The sequence below is a fragment of the Paenibacillus sp. FSL H8-0175 genome (assembly GCF_045040615.1).
Lineage (GTDB): Bacteria > Bacillota > Bacilli > Paenibacillales > Paenibacillaceae > Paenibacillus_AQ > Paenibacillus_AQ odorifer.
Genome location: NZ_CP150299.1, coordinates 1,137,120 through 1,152,016, shown reverse-complemented (window position 1 = coordinate 1,152,016; position 14,897 = coordinate 1,137,120). Strand labels below are relative to the sequence as shown.

13 protein-coding genes are annotated in these 14,897 nt (G+C 44.4%); 1 reads left to right on the top strand and 12 read right to left on the bottom strand.

The window, feature by feature from the left end; genetic code table 11:
• Window position 1: 1 nt before the first annotated feature.
• The 12 genes from MHH46_RS04935 to MHH46_RS04880 all read right to left on the bottom strand — a co-directional run bounded on the left by MHH46_RS04935 (window position 2) and on the right by MHH46_RS04880 (window position 12,849).
• On the bottom strand, window positions 2-1,387 hold the full coding sequence (locus MHH46_RS04935) for an oligosaccharide flippase family protein (RefSeq protein WP_076129264.1): 1,386 nt from the start codon (window positions 1,385-1,387) through the stop codon (window positions 2-4).
• On the bottom strand, window positions 1,353-2,831 hold the full coding sequence (locus tag MHH46_RS04930; protein ID WP_076129265.1) for an O-antigen ligase family protein: 1,479 nt from the start codon (window positions 2,829-2,831) through the stop codon (window positions 1,353-1,355). Before MHH46_RS04930 ends, MHH46_RS04935 begins: the two co-directional genes overlap by 35 nt.
• The gene (locus MHH46_RS04925) at window positions 2,828-3,601 is read right to left on the bottom strand and encodes a WecB/TagA/CpsF family glycosyltransferase (RefSeq protein ID WP_036676606.1); all 774 of its coding nucleotides are present in this window, start codon (window positions 3,599-3,601) and stop codon (window positions 2,828-2,830) included. Before MHH46_RS04925 ends, MHH46_RS04930 begins: the two co-directional genes overlap by 4 nt.
• Window positions 3,598-4,944, bottom strand: coding sequence for an O-antigen ligase (locus MHH46_RS04920; RefSeq protein WP_076194187.1), 1,347 nt, complete (start codon window positions 4,942-4,944; stop codon window positions 3,598-3,600). The genes MHH46_RS04925 and MHH46_RS04920 overlap by 4 nt, the downstream gene beginning before the upstream one ends.
• Window positions 4,945-4,953: 9 nt before the next feature.
• Window positions 4,954-5,889: a glycosyltransferase gene (locus MHH46_RS04915; RefSeq protein WP_036676610.1), complete on the bottom strand. Its 936-nt coding sequence runs from the start codon at window positions 5,887-5,889 to the stop codon at window positions 4,954-4,956.
• Between the two features lie 25 nt (window positions 5,890-5,914).
• Window positions 5,915-6,607, bottom strand: coding sequence for a sugar transferase (locus MHH46_RS04910; protein WP_076129267.1), 693 nt, complete (start codon window positions 6,605-6,607; stop codon window positions 5,915-5,917).
• 30 nt (window positions 6,608-6,637) lie between these two features.
• Window positions 6,638-7,528 (bottom strand): UTP--glucose-1-phosphate uridylyltransferase GalU, encoded by an 891-nt coding sequence (gene galU, locus MHH46_RS04905; RefSeq protein WP_042185171.1) that lies wholly within the window; start codon window positions 7,526-7,528, stop codon window positions 6,638-6,640.
• 215 nt (window positions 7,529-7,743) lie between these two features.
• Window positions 7,744-8,385 carry a CpsD/CapB family tyrosine-protein kinase gene (locus MHH46_RS04900; RefSeq protein WP_076129268.1) on the bottom strand — a complete coding sequence of 214 codons (642 nt, stop codon included), beginning with the start codon at window positions 8,383-8,385 and terminating at the stop codon, window positions 7,744-7,746.
• Window positions 8,369-9,106 carry a YveK family protein gene (locus tag MHH46_RS04895; RefSeq protein WP_076129269.1) on the bottom strand — a complete coding sequence of 246 codons (738 nt, stop codon included), beginning with the start codon at window positions 9,104-9,106 and terminating at the stop codon, window positions 8,369-8,371. Before MHH46_RS04895 ends, MHH46_RS04900 begins: the two co-directional genes overlap by 17 nt.
• 265 nt (window positions 9,107-9,371) lie before the next feature.
• The gene (locus tag MHH46_RS04890; RefSeq protein ID WP_036676623.1) at window positions 9,372-10,007 is read right to left on the bottom strand and encodes a response regulator transcription factor; all 636 of its coding nucleotides are present in this window, start codon (window positions 10,005-10,007) and stop codon (window positions 9,372-9,374) included.
• Between the two features lie 23 nt (window positions 10,008-10,030).
• A complete protein-coding gene (locus MHH46_RS04885; RefSeq protein WP_076137153.1) occupies window positions 10,031-11,677 on the bottom strand; it encodes a sensor histidine kinase in 1,647 nt (548 codons plus the stop codon).
• A 317-nt stretch (window positions 11,678-11,994) separates the two neighbouring features.
• The gene (locus tag MHH46_RS04880; protein WP_038568894.1) at window positions 11,995-12,849 is read right to left on the bottom strand and encodes an AraC family transcriptional regulator; all 855 of its coding nucleotides are present in this window, start codon (window positions 12,847-12,849) and stop codon (window positions 11,995-11,997) included.
• A gap of 84 nt (window positions 12,850-12,933) precedes the next feature.
• Here MHH46_RS04880 and MHH46_RS04875 point away from each other — a divergent pair, with 84 nt between their 5' ends.
• On the top strand, window positions 12,934-14,865 hold the full coding sequence (locus MHH46_RS04875) for a glycoside hydrolase family 20 zincin-like fold domain-containing protein (RefSeq protein ID WP_076194184.1): 1,932 nt from the start codon (window positions 12,934-12,936) through the stop codon (window positions 14,863-14,865).
• The last annotated feature ends 32 nt before the right edge of the window (window positions 14,866-14,897 follow it).

Genomic DNA, 14,897 nt, shown 5'->3' with positions numbered 1-14,897 from the left:
ATTATCCATTCATATCCATAGGTTTCTTGCGAATGTAAGAATTCATCGTCGTCTTCATCCACTGAATGTCCTCCCGGGTAATGAGCAACCGCGGAAGTTTAACTTTTAAGGTGTACTTTATATTGAGAACAATGAAGAAAAATCGCAGGATTGCTGATGACAACATCGCTATCCCTGCTCCGAGTAAGCCAAATTTAGGGATGAGCAGGAACAACATTGGGATAACCAAAAGTAAGCCGAAACCTTGAAGCATCGAAACCACTTTTGGCTTGCCTAACGCCATAAAGGCCTGCGCCAGAATGATCGTCCCTCCGCTAATGGTCACTTCAAGGAGCAATAAGCGAAACACGGTTAATGCCGCATTGAAGTCTTTGCCGTACATCAACGGAATTACTAAAGGGGCTAAGAGCATCAGGAATACTCCGCCAAGCATGGTGAAGGTCGTACTTATTCGGAAGGCTTTGAATGTTAACTCAACTGCCTGTTCTTTGGACAGCTCAGAAGCCTTAGGAAACAACACGATCGTAATTGAGCTTGAGAAAAAATTAACCATTCGTGATAGACTCACAGCCACTACATACAGCCCCAAATCAGCAGGTCTTAACAAACCGGCAATTACGATCTGATCGATATAGGTAGAGAAATTGCCAAGCAAGTCATTGCCGTAGGAACCAAGCCCGTAAGTAAACAATCTTTTTAAATTCTGATAGGCCCCTCTCATCTTCACCTTATAGGTACGAAGCAAGGAAATCGTCATTCCGATAAACAGCGGAGCTCCCGGAAGAAGATAGGCAACTGCAGTTGTAAATGGATTCATCTGATCCAGCGCGATCAATATCCCGATCATCGTCAGTGTAAGCAACGGCACTAGATAGCGAATCCAATTAAACCTCTTGTATTCGCCTCTGAATTGAAAAGCTGCATTGTTAATTTGAGAGATCACTATAATCGGACACAGAATCATAGACCACTGAGCAAAGGTCACGACCTCCGGACTGAAGGATTTCAGCCAATAAGGCAAGACCACGATACCTATAATCATCGCTATGACTCCAAAAATGGTACCGAGCAGCAATGCCATACGATAAAGCACTCCGGCATCCTCCGGATTTTTCTTAGCGTTATAGATGAGAGCTGAAGGAATGCCAAAGCTCATGCTAAACGCCAGAAACTGTGACCAGTTAATCATTGCCGTCTGTTCCCCACGACCTGTCGGTCCAAGATAACGTGCGGTCAGTACACCAGTTAACATGTTAATCAATAGGATCATGACACTGACAAACATAGTTTTTACGGCTGCCGAGCTGTTGTCCTTGCTCTTGGCGAACAGTCTAAAAGATGACCAGATTGTTCTAGCGGGGAGAGATTTTGCATTCAACTGCTGCATACGGTGTTCCCTTCCTTCTACTTTGAGTAATCTCCCTTGCGCTGAGGCCAAGACCGATCAGCATCCAGATTAAGTATCCCTTGAGTCCGGGAAACCCATTATCTGAAACTAGACTGACAATCGCACCGGTCCAAGTAGCTAACGCAAGTCGGGCGTAGGGCTGCAATTGGTCCCTGCTGATTACTCTAGCGAATATCTGTTTGACAACTGCGCCTAAAGCTCCGAAGAAGAAAACAGCACCCAGAACACCAAAGGTAAGCAGTAAAGCGATAACTCCGTTATCCATAATTCCGTACTCTCCAAGCTCGCCGTCATTACCAAGCTTAGTCCCTTGGCCTACACTACCAATTCCCTGACCTACTGGATTGGCGGCAACCATCGGCAGCATGTTTTGCCATAAGCTTAGCCGTTCATTATAAGAGTGATCTTCTTGAACAGAAGAAAGTGTCTCTACCCGAGCAACCAGTCCTTCGGCACCAGGCAACTTCGGCACAACCCAGAACAACGCAGCAGCCACAAAAACTAATTGGATCAAGGTTTTCCACTTTCCCTTAGAAGGAGAGGTTCCAATATACATGAGCAGCATCACCAGGAGTATCAGCCATGCCGCACGTACCAAAGTAGTCAGCAGGCAGATTACAACTAGCAGAACGCCGATCCAGCGCAATGTTCCCCGCCATTTTTTCTCCAGTATCATCGGAACTAAAGCAAACGCTAAGAAGGTTGCAGCCGGTCCGGGCGAATTCAGCGTAGAGAACACTCGGATTTCCAATGGATATGGATTTCCGATGGACATCATATCCGCATGTTTCATCCAGAACACATCCCAAGGTGGCACCGTCAAATACTGAACAATCCCGTAAATGGCAACTAGGACTGCAATATTGGCAAAAGCGGTAAGCAGTCGATCGATATCCTTCGGCTTGAACTTCGTGACGGCAAAGTACGGCAATAACAGCAGTGGCACAATATAATTCGCTAAGTCATAAACTGAGCCCATGCCATTCTTAGCCAAACCGATTAAAGCACCATAACCCAGCGCAACTGCGAACATTAACATGATCCGCGTGGAGGCTTTTTGAATATTATGAATCTCCTTCAGCAGCGGAATGATCAAGGTTACACCGGTTAACAAGGGAGCTAAGCTCAGCAAGGATACAGAGTGATACACTCCTTCTGACCAGTCAGCAATGCGGCGCAGCTCTGGAGCTACGGCCCAGATTAGCAAGGTATAAGCAACCAGCATTTTCGGTCTAAGTATGGCTAACAAGAAAGCTGGGAATAGGATGGCTGAGAGAATGGCTCCCTGCAGACTGTTCGATGAACTCAGCATCGCACTGGAGAAGCCGATGATCAGCGGAAGAGAGACACCTACAGCAGCAGTCCCCCCTATTAATCCAACTGTCTTGATGAACCTAAGTGATGGGGGCGTAAATACACTCATTCCAAGCCTCCTTCCTTCACCTTATCCCGCTTACGCAGTTCCTTAAGTAATAAAAGTAGAAATTGTGCATCGTCCACAAGATATCTTTTCCAGAGCCGGCCTGGCTCCTGGCTAAGCCGCCAGAACCATTCGAACCCTGTTTTTTGCATGAAGCTAGGCGCTCGTTTCACTGAGCCTGACAGAAAATCAAAGGTCGCTCCCACTCCGATCGATATCGGAGCTTGATAAGAGGTATAGTGGCGGTAAATCCACTTTTCCTGCTTAGGTGCTCCTACACCAACAAACACGATATCTGGCTGGCACTCTGTCAGCATTTCTATAATGCGTTCATTCTCCTCCTCATTGTGCTCGAATCCATAGGATGGAGAATAACAGCCAACCACATTTATTCCGGGATGTGCTGTTTTCAAATTCATCGCTGCCCGTTCCGCCACGCCTTCAGCTGAGCCTAAGAAGAACAGCCGGTACTTCCTTTGCTCAAAGGCGTTGCCCAATCGATTAAATAGATCCGCGCCGGATACCTTCTGCTTAAGCGGCTTGCCTAGCATTTTGGATGCCCAGATCAGTGGCATTCCGTCAGCAACAACTGCGCCTGCCTTCGAATATACCGTTTGAAATTCTTTATCCTTACGAAGCTTGATCACATGATCTACATTGCAAGTGAGGATATAAGACTGATTCCTCTCCTGAATGGTTTTATCAATGTAATCAAGCAAATCCATGAAATCATAGTTATCAAAATTGACATCGAACATATTCACTTGACTCATCGTATCACTTCTTTTTGTGGGGAATCGGTTGGCTGTGAAGATCGATACAGGCAGTTCAGGTACCAACAGAACGGAATAATAAATTGGACCGTCGACAGCGTGTTATCGGAGAATGAGTAGATTAAAAACGCTGCAAGAAATAACAGATAATAAGGTTTGATCGGCGGAGCCAATGCTCTGTACACCAGAATAAATACAGCCAATAAAGAGAACATCAACAGAATAGCGCCAATATATCCCCCATCGAAGTAAAAGCGGATATACTCGTTGTGCGGAACTACAAAACCCTTATACAATGTTCCATCATTTGCTACCGTCACTGCTCCAAGCCCTCTACCAGACCAAGGAGAGTCCGCAGCCTTGTTTAAGAAATACTCCCATGCCTCTGACCTTCCTGATAAATCAACAGCCGTATCTGTCTGTCTCTCAAAGGAACGTTTCTCAAAATTATCGAGCTGCCAGAAAACGGCGACCATAATCAGGAAAAATGCACCCATCAACGGAATTAGCAGATAGGTTCTGCCCTTCAAATATTGGCGGAGAATATCATAGAAGTAATAGAGAACGGTAAGTCCAAGTGCCAATATAGGCCCTCTTGTTCCTGTTCCAATCAAGATAAAGAAATTTAGAACTAACATGATATAGAAAAAGCGTGCTTGCTGCGGATTCCGCTTCACCTCTATAAATGGAATCGCTACTCCCATAAAGGCCAGCATCGCTAAATGCGCAGGAATATTAGCCCCCTGAATCCGTACAGCGCCTGTATACTCGATGTTGAGAAAATTATGAACATGCGCAAGCTGCAGCAACAAACCAACCACTACACTAACAAGGGGAAGCATACAGATAATTTTGATTTGCAGCTCGGCTACATTCTTTTTCCAGTTGATTAATAAAAATACGAATGGAATGGATAGACCGATAAAAGCTTTAACTGCAATGGATGAGGTCATTTCCGGCAGCCAGATCGAAGACCCAAAGGTAATCACCAGCAGCGCTACCATTGCCCACAAGGGGTGACTCAGACGAAACCGCAAGCCATTGACCAGAATACAAGGAACAAGCAGCATCACGATAACCAATTTATAAAGGGACAGTATCTCCATTCCGAACATGCTGCCATCATATAAAAAGTTAATCGATATTGCCGTCGTGATTAGAACGAAATAACTGATCAGTTCAGGCCGTGAAATCGAGATTCCCAGCAAAATAATCAGAAGCACGGCAGCTATCGCAATCATCGGCTGGTAGATGACCGCCGTTCCAAAGAACAGGGCCGACATGAGATAGAGCATCCCGTATGGCAAAACATTTAATTTGGAGCCCCACTCAAAATTTGTCATGTTAATCCCTCACCCCGCTGCGGAATGCCTCTCCCGATTGAGAATCATATGAAGCGTTCCACGAATACTCTCCAGCCTGCATTTATTCAAAAGCCTTCTTCCTTTACTTCTTGAGAGGATAGAATCAGCCAGGATATACACGAGCTTAGCGGCTGTCTTTCCCACTAGAAGCAGCTTGCCTTTTAGTCCTTCGCTTTTCATAGCGTTAGAGATGCCTTGGCTATAATAGCGCCTCATAATCCAGTCTTCCGTCAAACGGGCCGCCGGCACGAAATGGTCAACCGCCATTTCCGGATGGTAGAGGATGGAATGCCCTTCTTTTTGAATCTGTCCGAATAACCAGGTCTCTTCACCAGAGAGCAGAGAATCACCCTTTCTTCCGAGATCTAGGGGAAAAAGACTGATGTCGAATACGAGCTTCCGCATCGCCATATTGGCCCCACAAGGATGAAGTTGCTTGGGATATTCCTTAATCCGGCTACCTAAATCAACAATCGTGTACGGAAGCTCAAAGGGTTTAATCAACCAGTCCGGACGTTTACTTTCAAATATCGGAGCGATTTTGCCTCCCATAGCCATGACCTCCGGTTTACTCTCGAAAGTACTGACAATCGTTGTTATCCAACGCTGGCAAGGTATGGCATCATCATCGAGAAAGGCAATCAGCGGCGATTTGGAAGCCAGAATTCCTGTATTTCTAGCCGCTGAAAGCCCCTGCATCGGCTCCATCATGTAGCGGATATCCACATCAGCTCCATGCTTTCCTATAAACTTTTTGACGCAAGCTTCAGTATCATCCTTGGAACAATTATCCACAACAATGATCTCCGCCTGCTCTAAGTGATCCAGCTTTAAAAGTGACTGAAGCGTCTTGATCAATAAAGGTGCTCTGTTGTAGGTACAGATGATAATGGAAAGCTTAGGAACGTCTCCGTATTCACGCATCGGCATTCACCTAATTTCCACATTATTAATAAGCATCTTTTGAACCGAGTAACATCAGTCCGGTTTTAGCAATGATTTTTAGATCCAGCATGGTGCTCCGAATATGGATGTAGGTTAAGTCCAGCTGTACCATTTCGTCGAAGCCGACACTGTTTCGGGCATTTACTTGCCAATATCCGGTACAACCTGGAGTAACCGTCAAACGCTGTTTGTCATAATCCGTATACTGAGCCACCTCTTCTGGCAGCGGAGGACGAGGACCGACCAGACTCATTTGACCTATCAGCACATTCCACAGCTGAGGTAGCTCATCGATGCTCGTCTTGCGCAGGAATCTCCCTATTTGTGTGATCCGCGGATCGTTCTTAATCTTGAACATGGCACCGCTCACTTCGTTATAGGCCATCAGGTTTTCTTTTAACTCCTCAGCGTTACTGACCATGGATCTGAACTTATACATCGGGAATTGCTTTTCATTCTTCCCAACCCGGTTTTGCCGAAAGAACACCTTTCCTTTCGGATCCTCCAGCTTGATCAGAATCGCCACGACAACAAATAATGGCATTAACACGAGAAGACCAAGAGCGGAAAAAAAGATATCGATCATCCGTTTCATTATCAAATAGGACTCTGCTTCTTTCCTTCTCTCATCGGTATGCAGCATGTAAAGTTTCGGCAGGACCGCCTCGTAGTCTTCCGGCAGTTTTTGCATGCTCATCCTCCTCATCTAAAATTTTGCGAACTCAACTTAACTACTCAAGCTGGTTTGTCCCATTTTATTCAGCCATTCCGCCATTGCATCCATCACCGGATAGCGCAAATCTTCGCTTTGCAGTGCAAATTCAAGTGTTGTCAAAATATATCCAAGCCGCTCGCCGACATCATATCTTGTTCCGTCAAAATTATAGGCATATACCCGTTCGCTCTGATTCAGCTTCTGAATGGCATCTGTCAACTGGATCTCTCCGCCAGCGCCTTCTTCCATCAAATCGAGATACTTAAAGATCTTCGGCGTAAACACATACCGGCCCATGATCGCAAGATTGGAAGGTGCCGTACCTAGTGGCGGCTTCTCTACAAAATTGTTAACCCGATACAATTTACCGTCCTGCAAATCCGGTTCAATAATACCGTAACGATTCGTGAATTCATCAGGAATCTCTTGAACTCCGATAACCGAGTTTTGTGTTTCTTCATATTGATCGATCAGCTGCTTAAGGCAAGGTACGGCTCCTGTGACGATATCATCGCCTAACATGACACCAAATGGCTCATCTCCGATAAACCGTCTTGCACACCATACGGCATGCCCCAGACCCTTCGGTTCTTTCTGGCGGATATAGTGAATTTCTACCTTAGCTGAACGTTGAACCTCTTTAAGCAGATCCAGCTTTCCATCTTCCAGAAGCCTAGACTCCAGCTCAAACGCATTGTCAAAATGATCCTCAATGGCTCTTTTACCTTTACCAGTAACAATGATGATATCTTCAATACCGGAAGCAATAGCCTCCTCAACAATGTATTGAATGGTTGGTTTATTGATAATCGGAAGCATTTCTTTAGGCATGGCTTTCGTTGCAGGAAGAAAGCGCGTACCTAGTCCTGCCGCGGGTATGATTACTTTTTTTACCTTTTTCATCGCACTTTACCTCCTAAAAGTTTTGTGAGCATTAGCTTCAATGATTTGACTTCGTACAAAACTCACTTCGAAAGCATAAACTTAAGTTTTGTGAGCATTAGCTTCAATGATTTGACTTCGTACAAAACTCACTTCGAAAGCATAAACTTAAGTTTTGTGAGCATTAGCTTCAATAATTTGACTTCAAGCAAAACTTCCTTCGAAAGCATAAACATTTACTTCGCCTGGTTCATGGCAATTCCGATTAGATTAGAGCCGGTCTGTTCAAGCAGCGTCTTCGCTTTGCGAATCGATTCCCGTTTGGACTTTCCGTATCTGGCCACCAGAATCACGCCGTCCGCTTGAGGTGCCAATATACGAGCATCACTGAAATCGACTGCCGAAGGAGAATCCAGCAGGATCAGATCGTAGTTTTCTTTTAGTTCCTCAAGCAAAGCGGTCATTTTGGGGTTCCCCAGCAAATCCGGCGGACTAACATGAGTTTTTCCTGCCGGGATGACTGAAAGATTGGCTAAGTTTCCGAGGACTGCGATGTTATCTGCTTCCTCTTGCCCACTTAAATAAGCCGCAAGCCCGTCACTCCCCTCTACTTCAAACACGGTATGAAGACCGGGATGTCTCAGATTGCAGTCAACCACCGCTACCTTCTTGCCGTCCTGGACGAAAGAAACCGCGAGATTCGACAAGATTGTCGTCTTGCCTGCCCCAGCTTCTGCTGATGTAAAGAGCAGCACTTTTCCTCCGCCGCCCTGCGCTAGTTCAAGCTGACGTATATATGTGCGCAGTGATCGGAACGATTCGGAGATATGCGAGGATGGATTAACGTCTGTAACCAGACTCTTATTTAGCCGCAACATAAGCACCCTCCTTCACTCTGGTGTCGCCTGCCGCCTTGCCCAAATCACGTTTGCGAATGGTTGCGATCGAAGCAATTACCGGTAGACCAAGGTCATATTCCGCTTCCTTTTCAGACCTTAATGTGCCGTTAAGTGTTTCCATCAGCAAAATAATTCCTAAGGCAGCCATAAGGGATACAACAAAGCTAATGATGAGATTCATCGCAAACCCGCCGTTCGAGGGCCCTGGAACATCAGTCGGATCGGCCGGTGTCAGCAAGGTAACATTGTCTACCCTCATCAGCGACGGCAATTCACGAATGAATGTCTGCGATACCGCATTTACGATCCCGGCAGCTTTGGTGTAGCTTTCATCCTGAACATTGAGGTTGATCACCTGACTCTTCTCTGAAGTTTTAATCTCAAGCTTCTGACTTAGTTCATCGGCCGTGAGACCAAACTCCGGGTGATTTTCTATTACGCTTTTCATGATGGTTGGTGATTTCATAATTTCCTTGTAACTCTCAATTAAATTCAGGCTAAAGCTCAAATCGTTAAGATTGTTGCTCTCGGGAGCTTTGGCAATGTTGTTGACAAGCAGCTGTCCGGAAGCGGAATAGACGGGTTCAACGAAGTTTTTGCTAACATAGTAAGTCGTAGCACAGGAGATCAAAACGAACACCATGATGAGCCAAAACCTTTTTTTAATCAGGTTAATGTAATCCAGAATCGTCTTTTCCACAGTAACCCTCCTTCCGCTAAAATTACATTCTGAAAGCATTCATGAAAGTTTCAGTTGTTGCTTTAATTCTATCAATCCACACCATTCGCCACATGGCTCATACCATCACTTTCCTCTTCACTTTGGAGTAAGACGTTATACCTCTTAAGAGGGGGATTAGGTATACTTTAGTGCCATATATAGGGCTAATTTAAGTTTTAACGCACAAAAAAACACGGACAACCTGTCCGTGTTCATGTACAATGCTTACGAATTATTTCAATTTTCACTCGTATGACATTTCATATTTGGTTAATCCGACAGCATTTGCATAAAGCGCTGCCTGTGTACGATCAGCCACCTGTAATTTTGCTAAAATCTGACTGACATGCTTTTTCACCGTAAATTCGCTAATGAAAAGACGTGAAGCAATTTCTCTGTTGCATGCGCCCTGCCCCAGCTCGATCAGGACTTCCTTTTCTTTGGGTGTCAATTCATCCGTTGGGCTGCTTCCACTCATGCGCATTTTATCTTCCATCAGACCAGGATCGTAATACTTTCTTCCCTTATGCACCAATTGGATAGCAAACAGTAACTCCTCAGGCAACGCCTCTTTCAGTACATATCCATCTACCAGTACTTCTTCAGCCTTCAGGAAATCCTCTCTGCTCGCAGATGACGTCAACAGAATGAACTTACTAACGATACCACGAGCACGTGCTGTCTTAATGACATCCAATCCCGATTCATCTGCTAGCTTAAGATCAATCAATACAAGATCAGGCTGCGTCTCCTCAATCACAAGAAGCGCTTCTTGGCCATTCGTTGCCTCACCTGCAAACTGCACATTCGGCTGCATTGAAATGACAGATGCCAGTCCTCTTCTAACTAAAGGATGATCATCTACAATGACGATTTTCACAGAAACGACCTCCCGCCTAAAGTTTATGCATTCTTTAATTCAGCTACACCGACAGGAATCGAAATCATAATTCTTGTTCCTGTGCTCTCATTACTGGACAACTGAAAGTCGCCGCCGAGCGACTGGGTCAAATATTGCATATTCTTCATGCCAAGTCCGCTTACACTATCTTCAGATTCAATCCATAACAAATCAGTATCAAAACCAACACCATTATCACAAATCAATAATCGAATCCAAGTCGGCTTTAGAGACAGTTCTACATCCACTCGACTGGCAGCACCATGCCTGATGGCATTACCAGTGGCTTCGGAGATAATCCGAAAAAGCGCTTTGTGGTAAGGATAAGGGAGACTGAAATCATCGCCCGTTATTTTTAAATCAATATCAACATCATTTAACCTGGATAAGCTCTTCAAATGTGATCTTACCATGCCCAACCAAGTAGGACCGCCACTCTTCTTGGAGCTAAGACTGTAGATCGTGATCCGCAGTTCTTTAGCAACCTTTGTAGCAGAATCATGAATAAGCTCAATTTGTTCTTCTAGCTCATGATCTGACATTCTCTTCCACGATTCCTTCAGCGAATGCGTCGCATACACAATACCAAAAAGGCTCTGCGATACACTGTCGTGCATTTCATCCGCAATCCGGTTCTGTTCGTTCGTGATGATCAACCGGTTCTCGATCACACCAAGCTCATGTCTTTCAAGAATATTCGCACTTAGCTCAGATAAGAATATCAATTGTTGAATATACCATCTGCGGCCTTCCAGCCCCTCTGTAGACTCCAGCTTGAGTCCAATCATCCCTACAAAACGGGTGCTCATCCGTACAGGCATCAGCAGGAAATCTCCTAATCCCGGCAGATTTCTAAAAATAGGCTCTCGCTGCAATCTCCATTCATGCTCATGTTTTCCCAGTTCTGAGAATAGGAACTGTTCCTCTTCCTGCTGCCAGCCGGTCTGCCTGCTCTGCGGAGCTGGTTCTCCACTTTTCTTGGCGAACCAAAACAAAGCCTTATCCAGCTTCGTTAGCTTAACAACATAATCGGTGATCACTTGACCGATATTCATGAAATCATGTTGGCTTGAGGTTTCCACGATATGGTACAGGGATTTGATATGCTCCATCGTCTCTTTCGTGCGAGCATTCGATTCTTCACGTTGCCGCTTCATCCGATTAACGATCTGCATTATTATAACCGTAAGTACCAGTGTTAGAAACAGATTTCCATTTATAAATACAATTTCCAGAAAATTTCTGTTCGCAGAATTGATAAAAAAATAACAGAGCACCGCAAAAATACTGATGTAGCTTAAGAGCAACGACCATCCAAAATAAATGGACAATGAGCCTGCAGCAATCAATACAGGATTTAGCACATAAAGCCTAAAAGAGCTTTCGTACCCACCCGTAAACAAGGTCAATGCGATAATTCCCACCATCTCTATACTAACAGCCAGGACGAGAGTCTTCGGCCTGCTGCGTAGCCTTCGATAACAAAATGAGAACGTTTGTGCAAACATAACAAGTATAGCAATAATAAGTGATTTATAAATTATGGAAGGTCCCGTCTGATCTAGAAGATACATGAGTGATGTGAGGGACAATGAAAAATACCTGTAATACGCAATCAGTTTGTCTTCTGCAGTTGGTTTGATTTTCATCCCACCACCCTATTCTCCAGTTTTTTGGAAAATGCAAGATTGTACTGTGCTCGATAAAAGCATCATACATGAGAAAAATCACAATAACAAGTTGACATTTCCCATGTTTGCGCTTCCATTTGAAAAATAGTTACAAAAAATTTATTATTTTTTTAGTAGGTTTTATCACTAAAATTTGGAATTTTATCCACTATAGTTAATAAGAACTAACGTATTTATGTAATATTAATCCATAATTTTCAACATATCTTATAAAACGACAACAATTATACAAATTATAACAATTGCTGTTGGGACTCTAGTAGGATGATGTCGATTTAAATGTTATTCCGGCAAAGCTGGGGTGCGATCCCCATATATTTTTTAAATAAACGAGAAAAATAGAACGGATCATTATAATGAAGCATACTAGAAATTTCCTTAATTTGTAATGAGGTGTTGAAAAGCAACTTTTTGGCTTCCGCCATTTTTAGACGGTGAATATATTCATGAAGCGGGTATCCACTGCTGCGCCGAACAAGACGACGAAGTGTAGACATCGAAACATGATGTTTTGCCGCTATTTGTTCTAGGTCCATTTCACCATAAATGCATAAGTTCAGGTCTTCCCGAATCTGACGCATATAATCAGCCTGAGAATTCCAACTTTTTTCTTCTATTATAAAAGAACACTCCAGCAGCATTCTTTCGAGCAATAATGCTGCCCGATCCGCATCTACAGGTTCTCCGCTCTCCATCCGTTCCAGCACTTCTTCAAATAAGGTAGTAAGACCTACTATAGATTGGGCTTGAAAAACATTTCCCCCGGCTATGAGGCCCGATTCCAGCCATTCGGATACACGCGTGCCATTAAAGTTAATATAATACTCATCCCAGCTGCCTCCCGGTGGTGGACCAAAGTTATAACTGTAACCTGGGCGGAAAAAGTATAAGCTGCCTTCACGCACCTGCTGCTCTTTTCCCCCAATCTCCATGTAGGAGCCACTACCTGACACTATGTAAACAATGGCCCAGTGCTCAAAAACTACACCTGAACGGAATAACGTTCTTCCTGGCAGATGTCCTGCCTGTCCCACCCTTATATTCTTGAGCTTCAGCTTGGAGGATTCAACCTTGGGATCAATAATTCTTATTGGATATGGACTGATCATATAATCCATGTGCTTGGACATTATAGGCATTCCTCCCCTTGTTTAGTAGTGATAAGGTTATTGTGAAGATGATCATATTCTACATGAATAAGAGGTGTCCACGCTATGCTTAATCATTCTACACTACTGCTTTTCCCTAATCCGCGTGAAATCACATTGTCACAAGGCTCCTTCCATTTCCCAACAAGCGGAAGCATCGTACTTCCTAATATGGAAGAACAATCTGCCATGCCAGCTGCACGAAAACTACAGGAAGTAATTGCACAAGCATTGAATCTGCAGCTGACTTTATCCATTGGCTTACGTCCAACCGTTGTATCTGTCTGTAACTTTAACTATGTGCCATTATTATCTGCACAGGCCTATGAGATTGTTGTCGAACAGAAGGGTATCGTTGTCTCCTATAGCTCTCCTGTAGGCGCTTTCTACGCAGCAGCAACCCTGAAACAAATCATAGAACAAAGTGGAAAATCTATACCTCAGCTGCATATTCGCGATGAACCTGATTTTGGAGCCAGAGGCCTGCTCATAGATATCAGCCGCAATAAAATCCCGAAGCAAGAAACCTTGTACCGGATCATTGACCTTATGGCTGATTTGAAGATGAATGAACTTCAGCTATATATAGAAGGTGCTCCGTTCGCTTATGAATCCTTCCCTCAAGTCTGGGAGCTTGAAACCCCAATTACCGGAGAGGAAATCCTGCTTCTGGATGCCTATTGCAAAGCACGTTATATAGAGCTTGTTCCCAATCAGAACAGCTTTGGGCATATGGAGGGCTGGCTCTCTCGTCCAGAATTCAACGCTTTAGCTGAAATTCCCGAAGGCTTTATGCTTCCGAAGAATTTGTATGCGCAGGACGTTTATCCAGAAGGCTTATTTATGCACCCTGGTACTTTTGATACCGAAGATCCTGCTGTACTACCTCTGCTAGACAAAATGTTTGACGATCTGCTGCCCTACTTTAGCTCCAATCAGTTTAATGTAGGCTGCGATGAGACCTATGAACTCGGCCTTGGTAAAAACAAAGCTCTGGCTGAAACACAAGGCAAAGGTCAACTCTATTTATCATTCCTGCAAAAAATTTATGAATTGGTTACAAAACGTGGCAAAACGATGCAATTCTGGGGCGATATCATTATCCAGCATCCCGAACTGATTCCTCAGCTTCCTAAGGATATTATTGCTATGGAATGGGGTTATAGCGCGGAGCATCCCTTCGAGTCCGATACGCTCAAATTCCGTGAAGCAGGTATTCCTTTTTATGTCTGCCCAGGCACCAGCTCATGGAACTCCATTACAGGACGCACGGACAATATGTTAGCCAATCTGCGCAGTGCAGCTATTCATGGCAAAAACAACGGCGCTATCGGTTATCTCATTACCGATTGGGGAGATTTTGGACACTGGCAGCATCTGCCGGTCAGCTATGCCGGCTTCGCCTACGGCGCAGCCCTATCCTGGAGTGTAGATCATAATCTGGAAGCAGATACTGCACAGTATTTAAATAGATTTATTTTTGCAGATCGTTCTGAGGGAATTGGCCAGCTGCTCCTGGATCTCGGCAATTACTATCAGCTTGAATCCAGTATCAACCGTTCGAATGATGCAGAAATGTCCCTGCTGCTGCGTACCCATCTGGACAATTTCCTAATCATAGAGAAGCTTACTGAGGAACACTTCAATCATCTCGAAGAATATCTGCTCTCCATTGAGGCGCGGCTATCGGGGCTAGATCTTCAATGCGAGGATGCTGCTCTTGTGCTGAAAGAATTGAGTAATGGCATCCATTTCGTGAAGCATGCTGTGCAGCTTGGCAGAATCAAGCTACAGTTGACATCAGCACCAGATTCGCTTGATCCTGCGCTGATTACGAAGCAAATCAATGATCTTGATATACTCCTTCACCAATATCGTCTCTTGTGGACGGAACGCAACCGGCTCGGCGGATTGGAGCAAAGTATCTCGAAACTTCAACGCCTGCGTAGTCAATATGAAGCATTAAAATCAGAGCTCTCCGCATCCGTAAGTTCCTAATCCCTCTTATTAAGATTCTCTATATAGCTGCT

Bases quoted from the DNA above. Each gene is read 5' to 3' on its own strand.
- MHH46_RS04910 (WP_076129267.1), bottom strand. From the start codon at position 6,607: ATGAGCATGCAAAAACTGCCGGAAGACTACGAGGCGGTCCTGCCGAAA.
- galU (WP_042185171.1), bottom strand. From the start codon at position 7,528: ATGAAAAAGGTAAAAAAAGTAATCATACCCGCGGCAGGACTAGGTACG.
- MHH46_RS04915 (WP_036676610.1), bottom strand. From the start codon at position 5,889: ATGCGTGAATACGGAGACGTTCCTAAGCTTTCCATTATCATCTGTACC.
- MHH46_RS04900 (WP_076129268.1), bottom strand. From the start codon at position 8,385: ATGTTGCGGCTAAATAAGAGTCTGGTTACAGACGTTAATCCATCCTCG.
- MHH46_RS04885 (WP_076137153.1), bottom strand. From the start codon at position 11,677: ATGAAAATCAAACCAACTGCAGAAGACAAACTGATTGCGTATTACAGG.
- MHH46_RS04930 (WP_076129265.1), bottom strand. From the start codon at position 2,831: ATGAGTGTATTTACGCCCCCATCACTTAGGTTCATCAAGACAGTTGGA.
- MHH46_RS04925 (WP_036676606.1), bottom strand. From the start codon at position 3,601: ATGAGTCAAGTGAATATGTTCGATGTCAATTTTGATAACTATGATTTC.
- MHH46_RS04875 (WP_076194184.1), top strand. From the start codon at position 12,934: ATGCTTAATCATTCTACACTACTGCTTTTCCCTAATCCGCGTGAAATC.
- MHH46_RS04880 (WP_038568894.1), bottom strand. From the start codon at position 12,849: ATGTCCAAGCACATGGATTATATGATCAGTCCATATCCAATAAGAATT.
- MHH46_RS04935 (WP_076129264.1), bottom strand. From the start codon at position 1,387: ATGCAGCAGTTGAATGCAAAATCTCTCCCCGCTAGAACAATCTGGTCA.
- MHH46_RS04920 (WP_076194187.1), bottom strand. From the start codon at position 4,944: ATGACAAATTTTGAGTGGGGCTCCAAATTAAATGTTTTGCCATACGGG.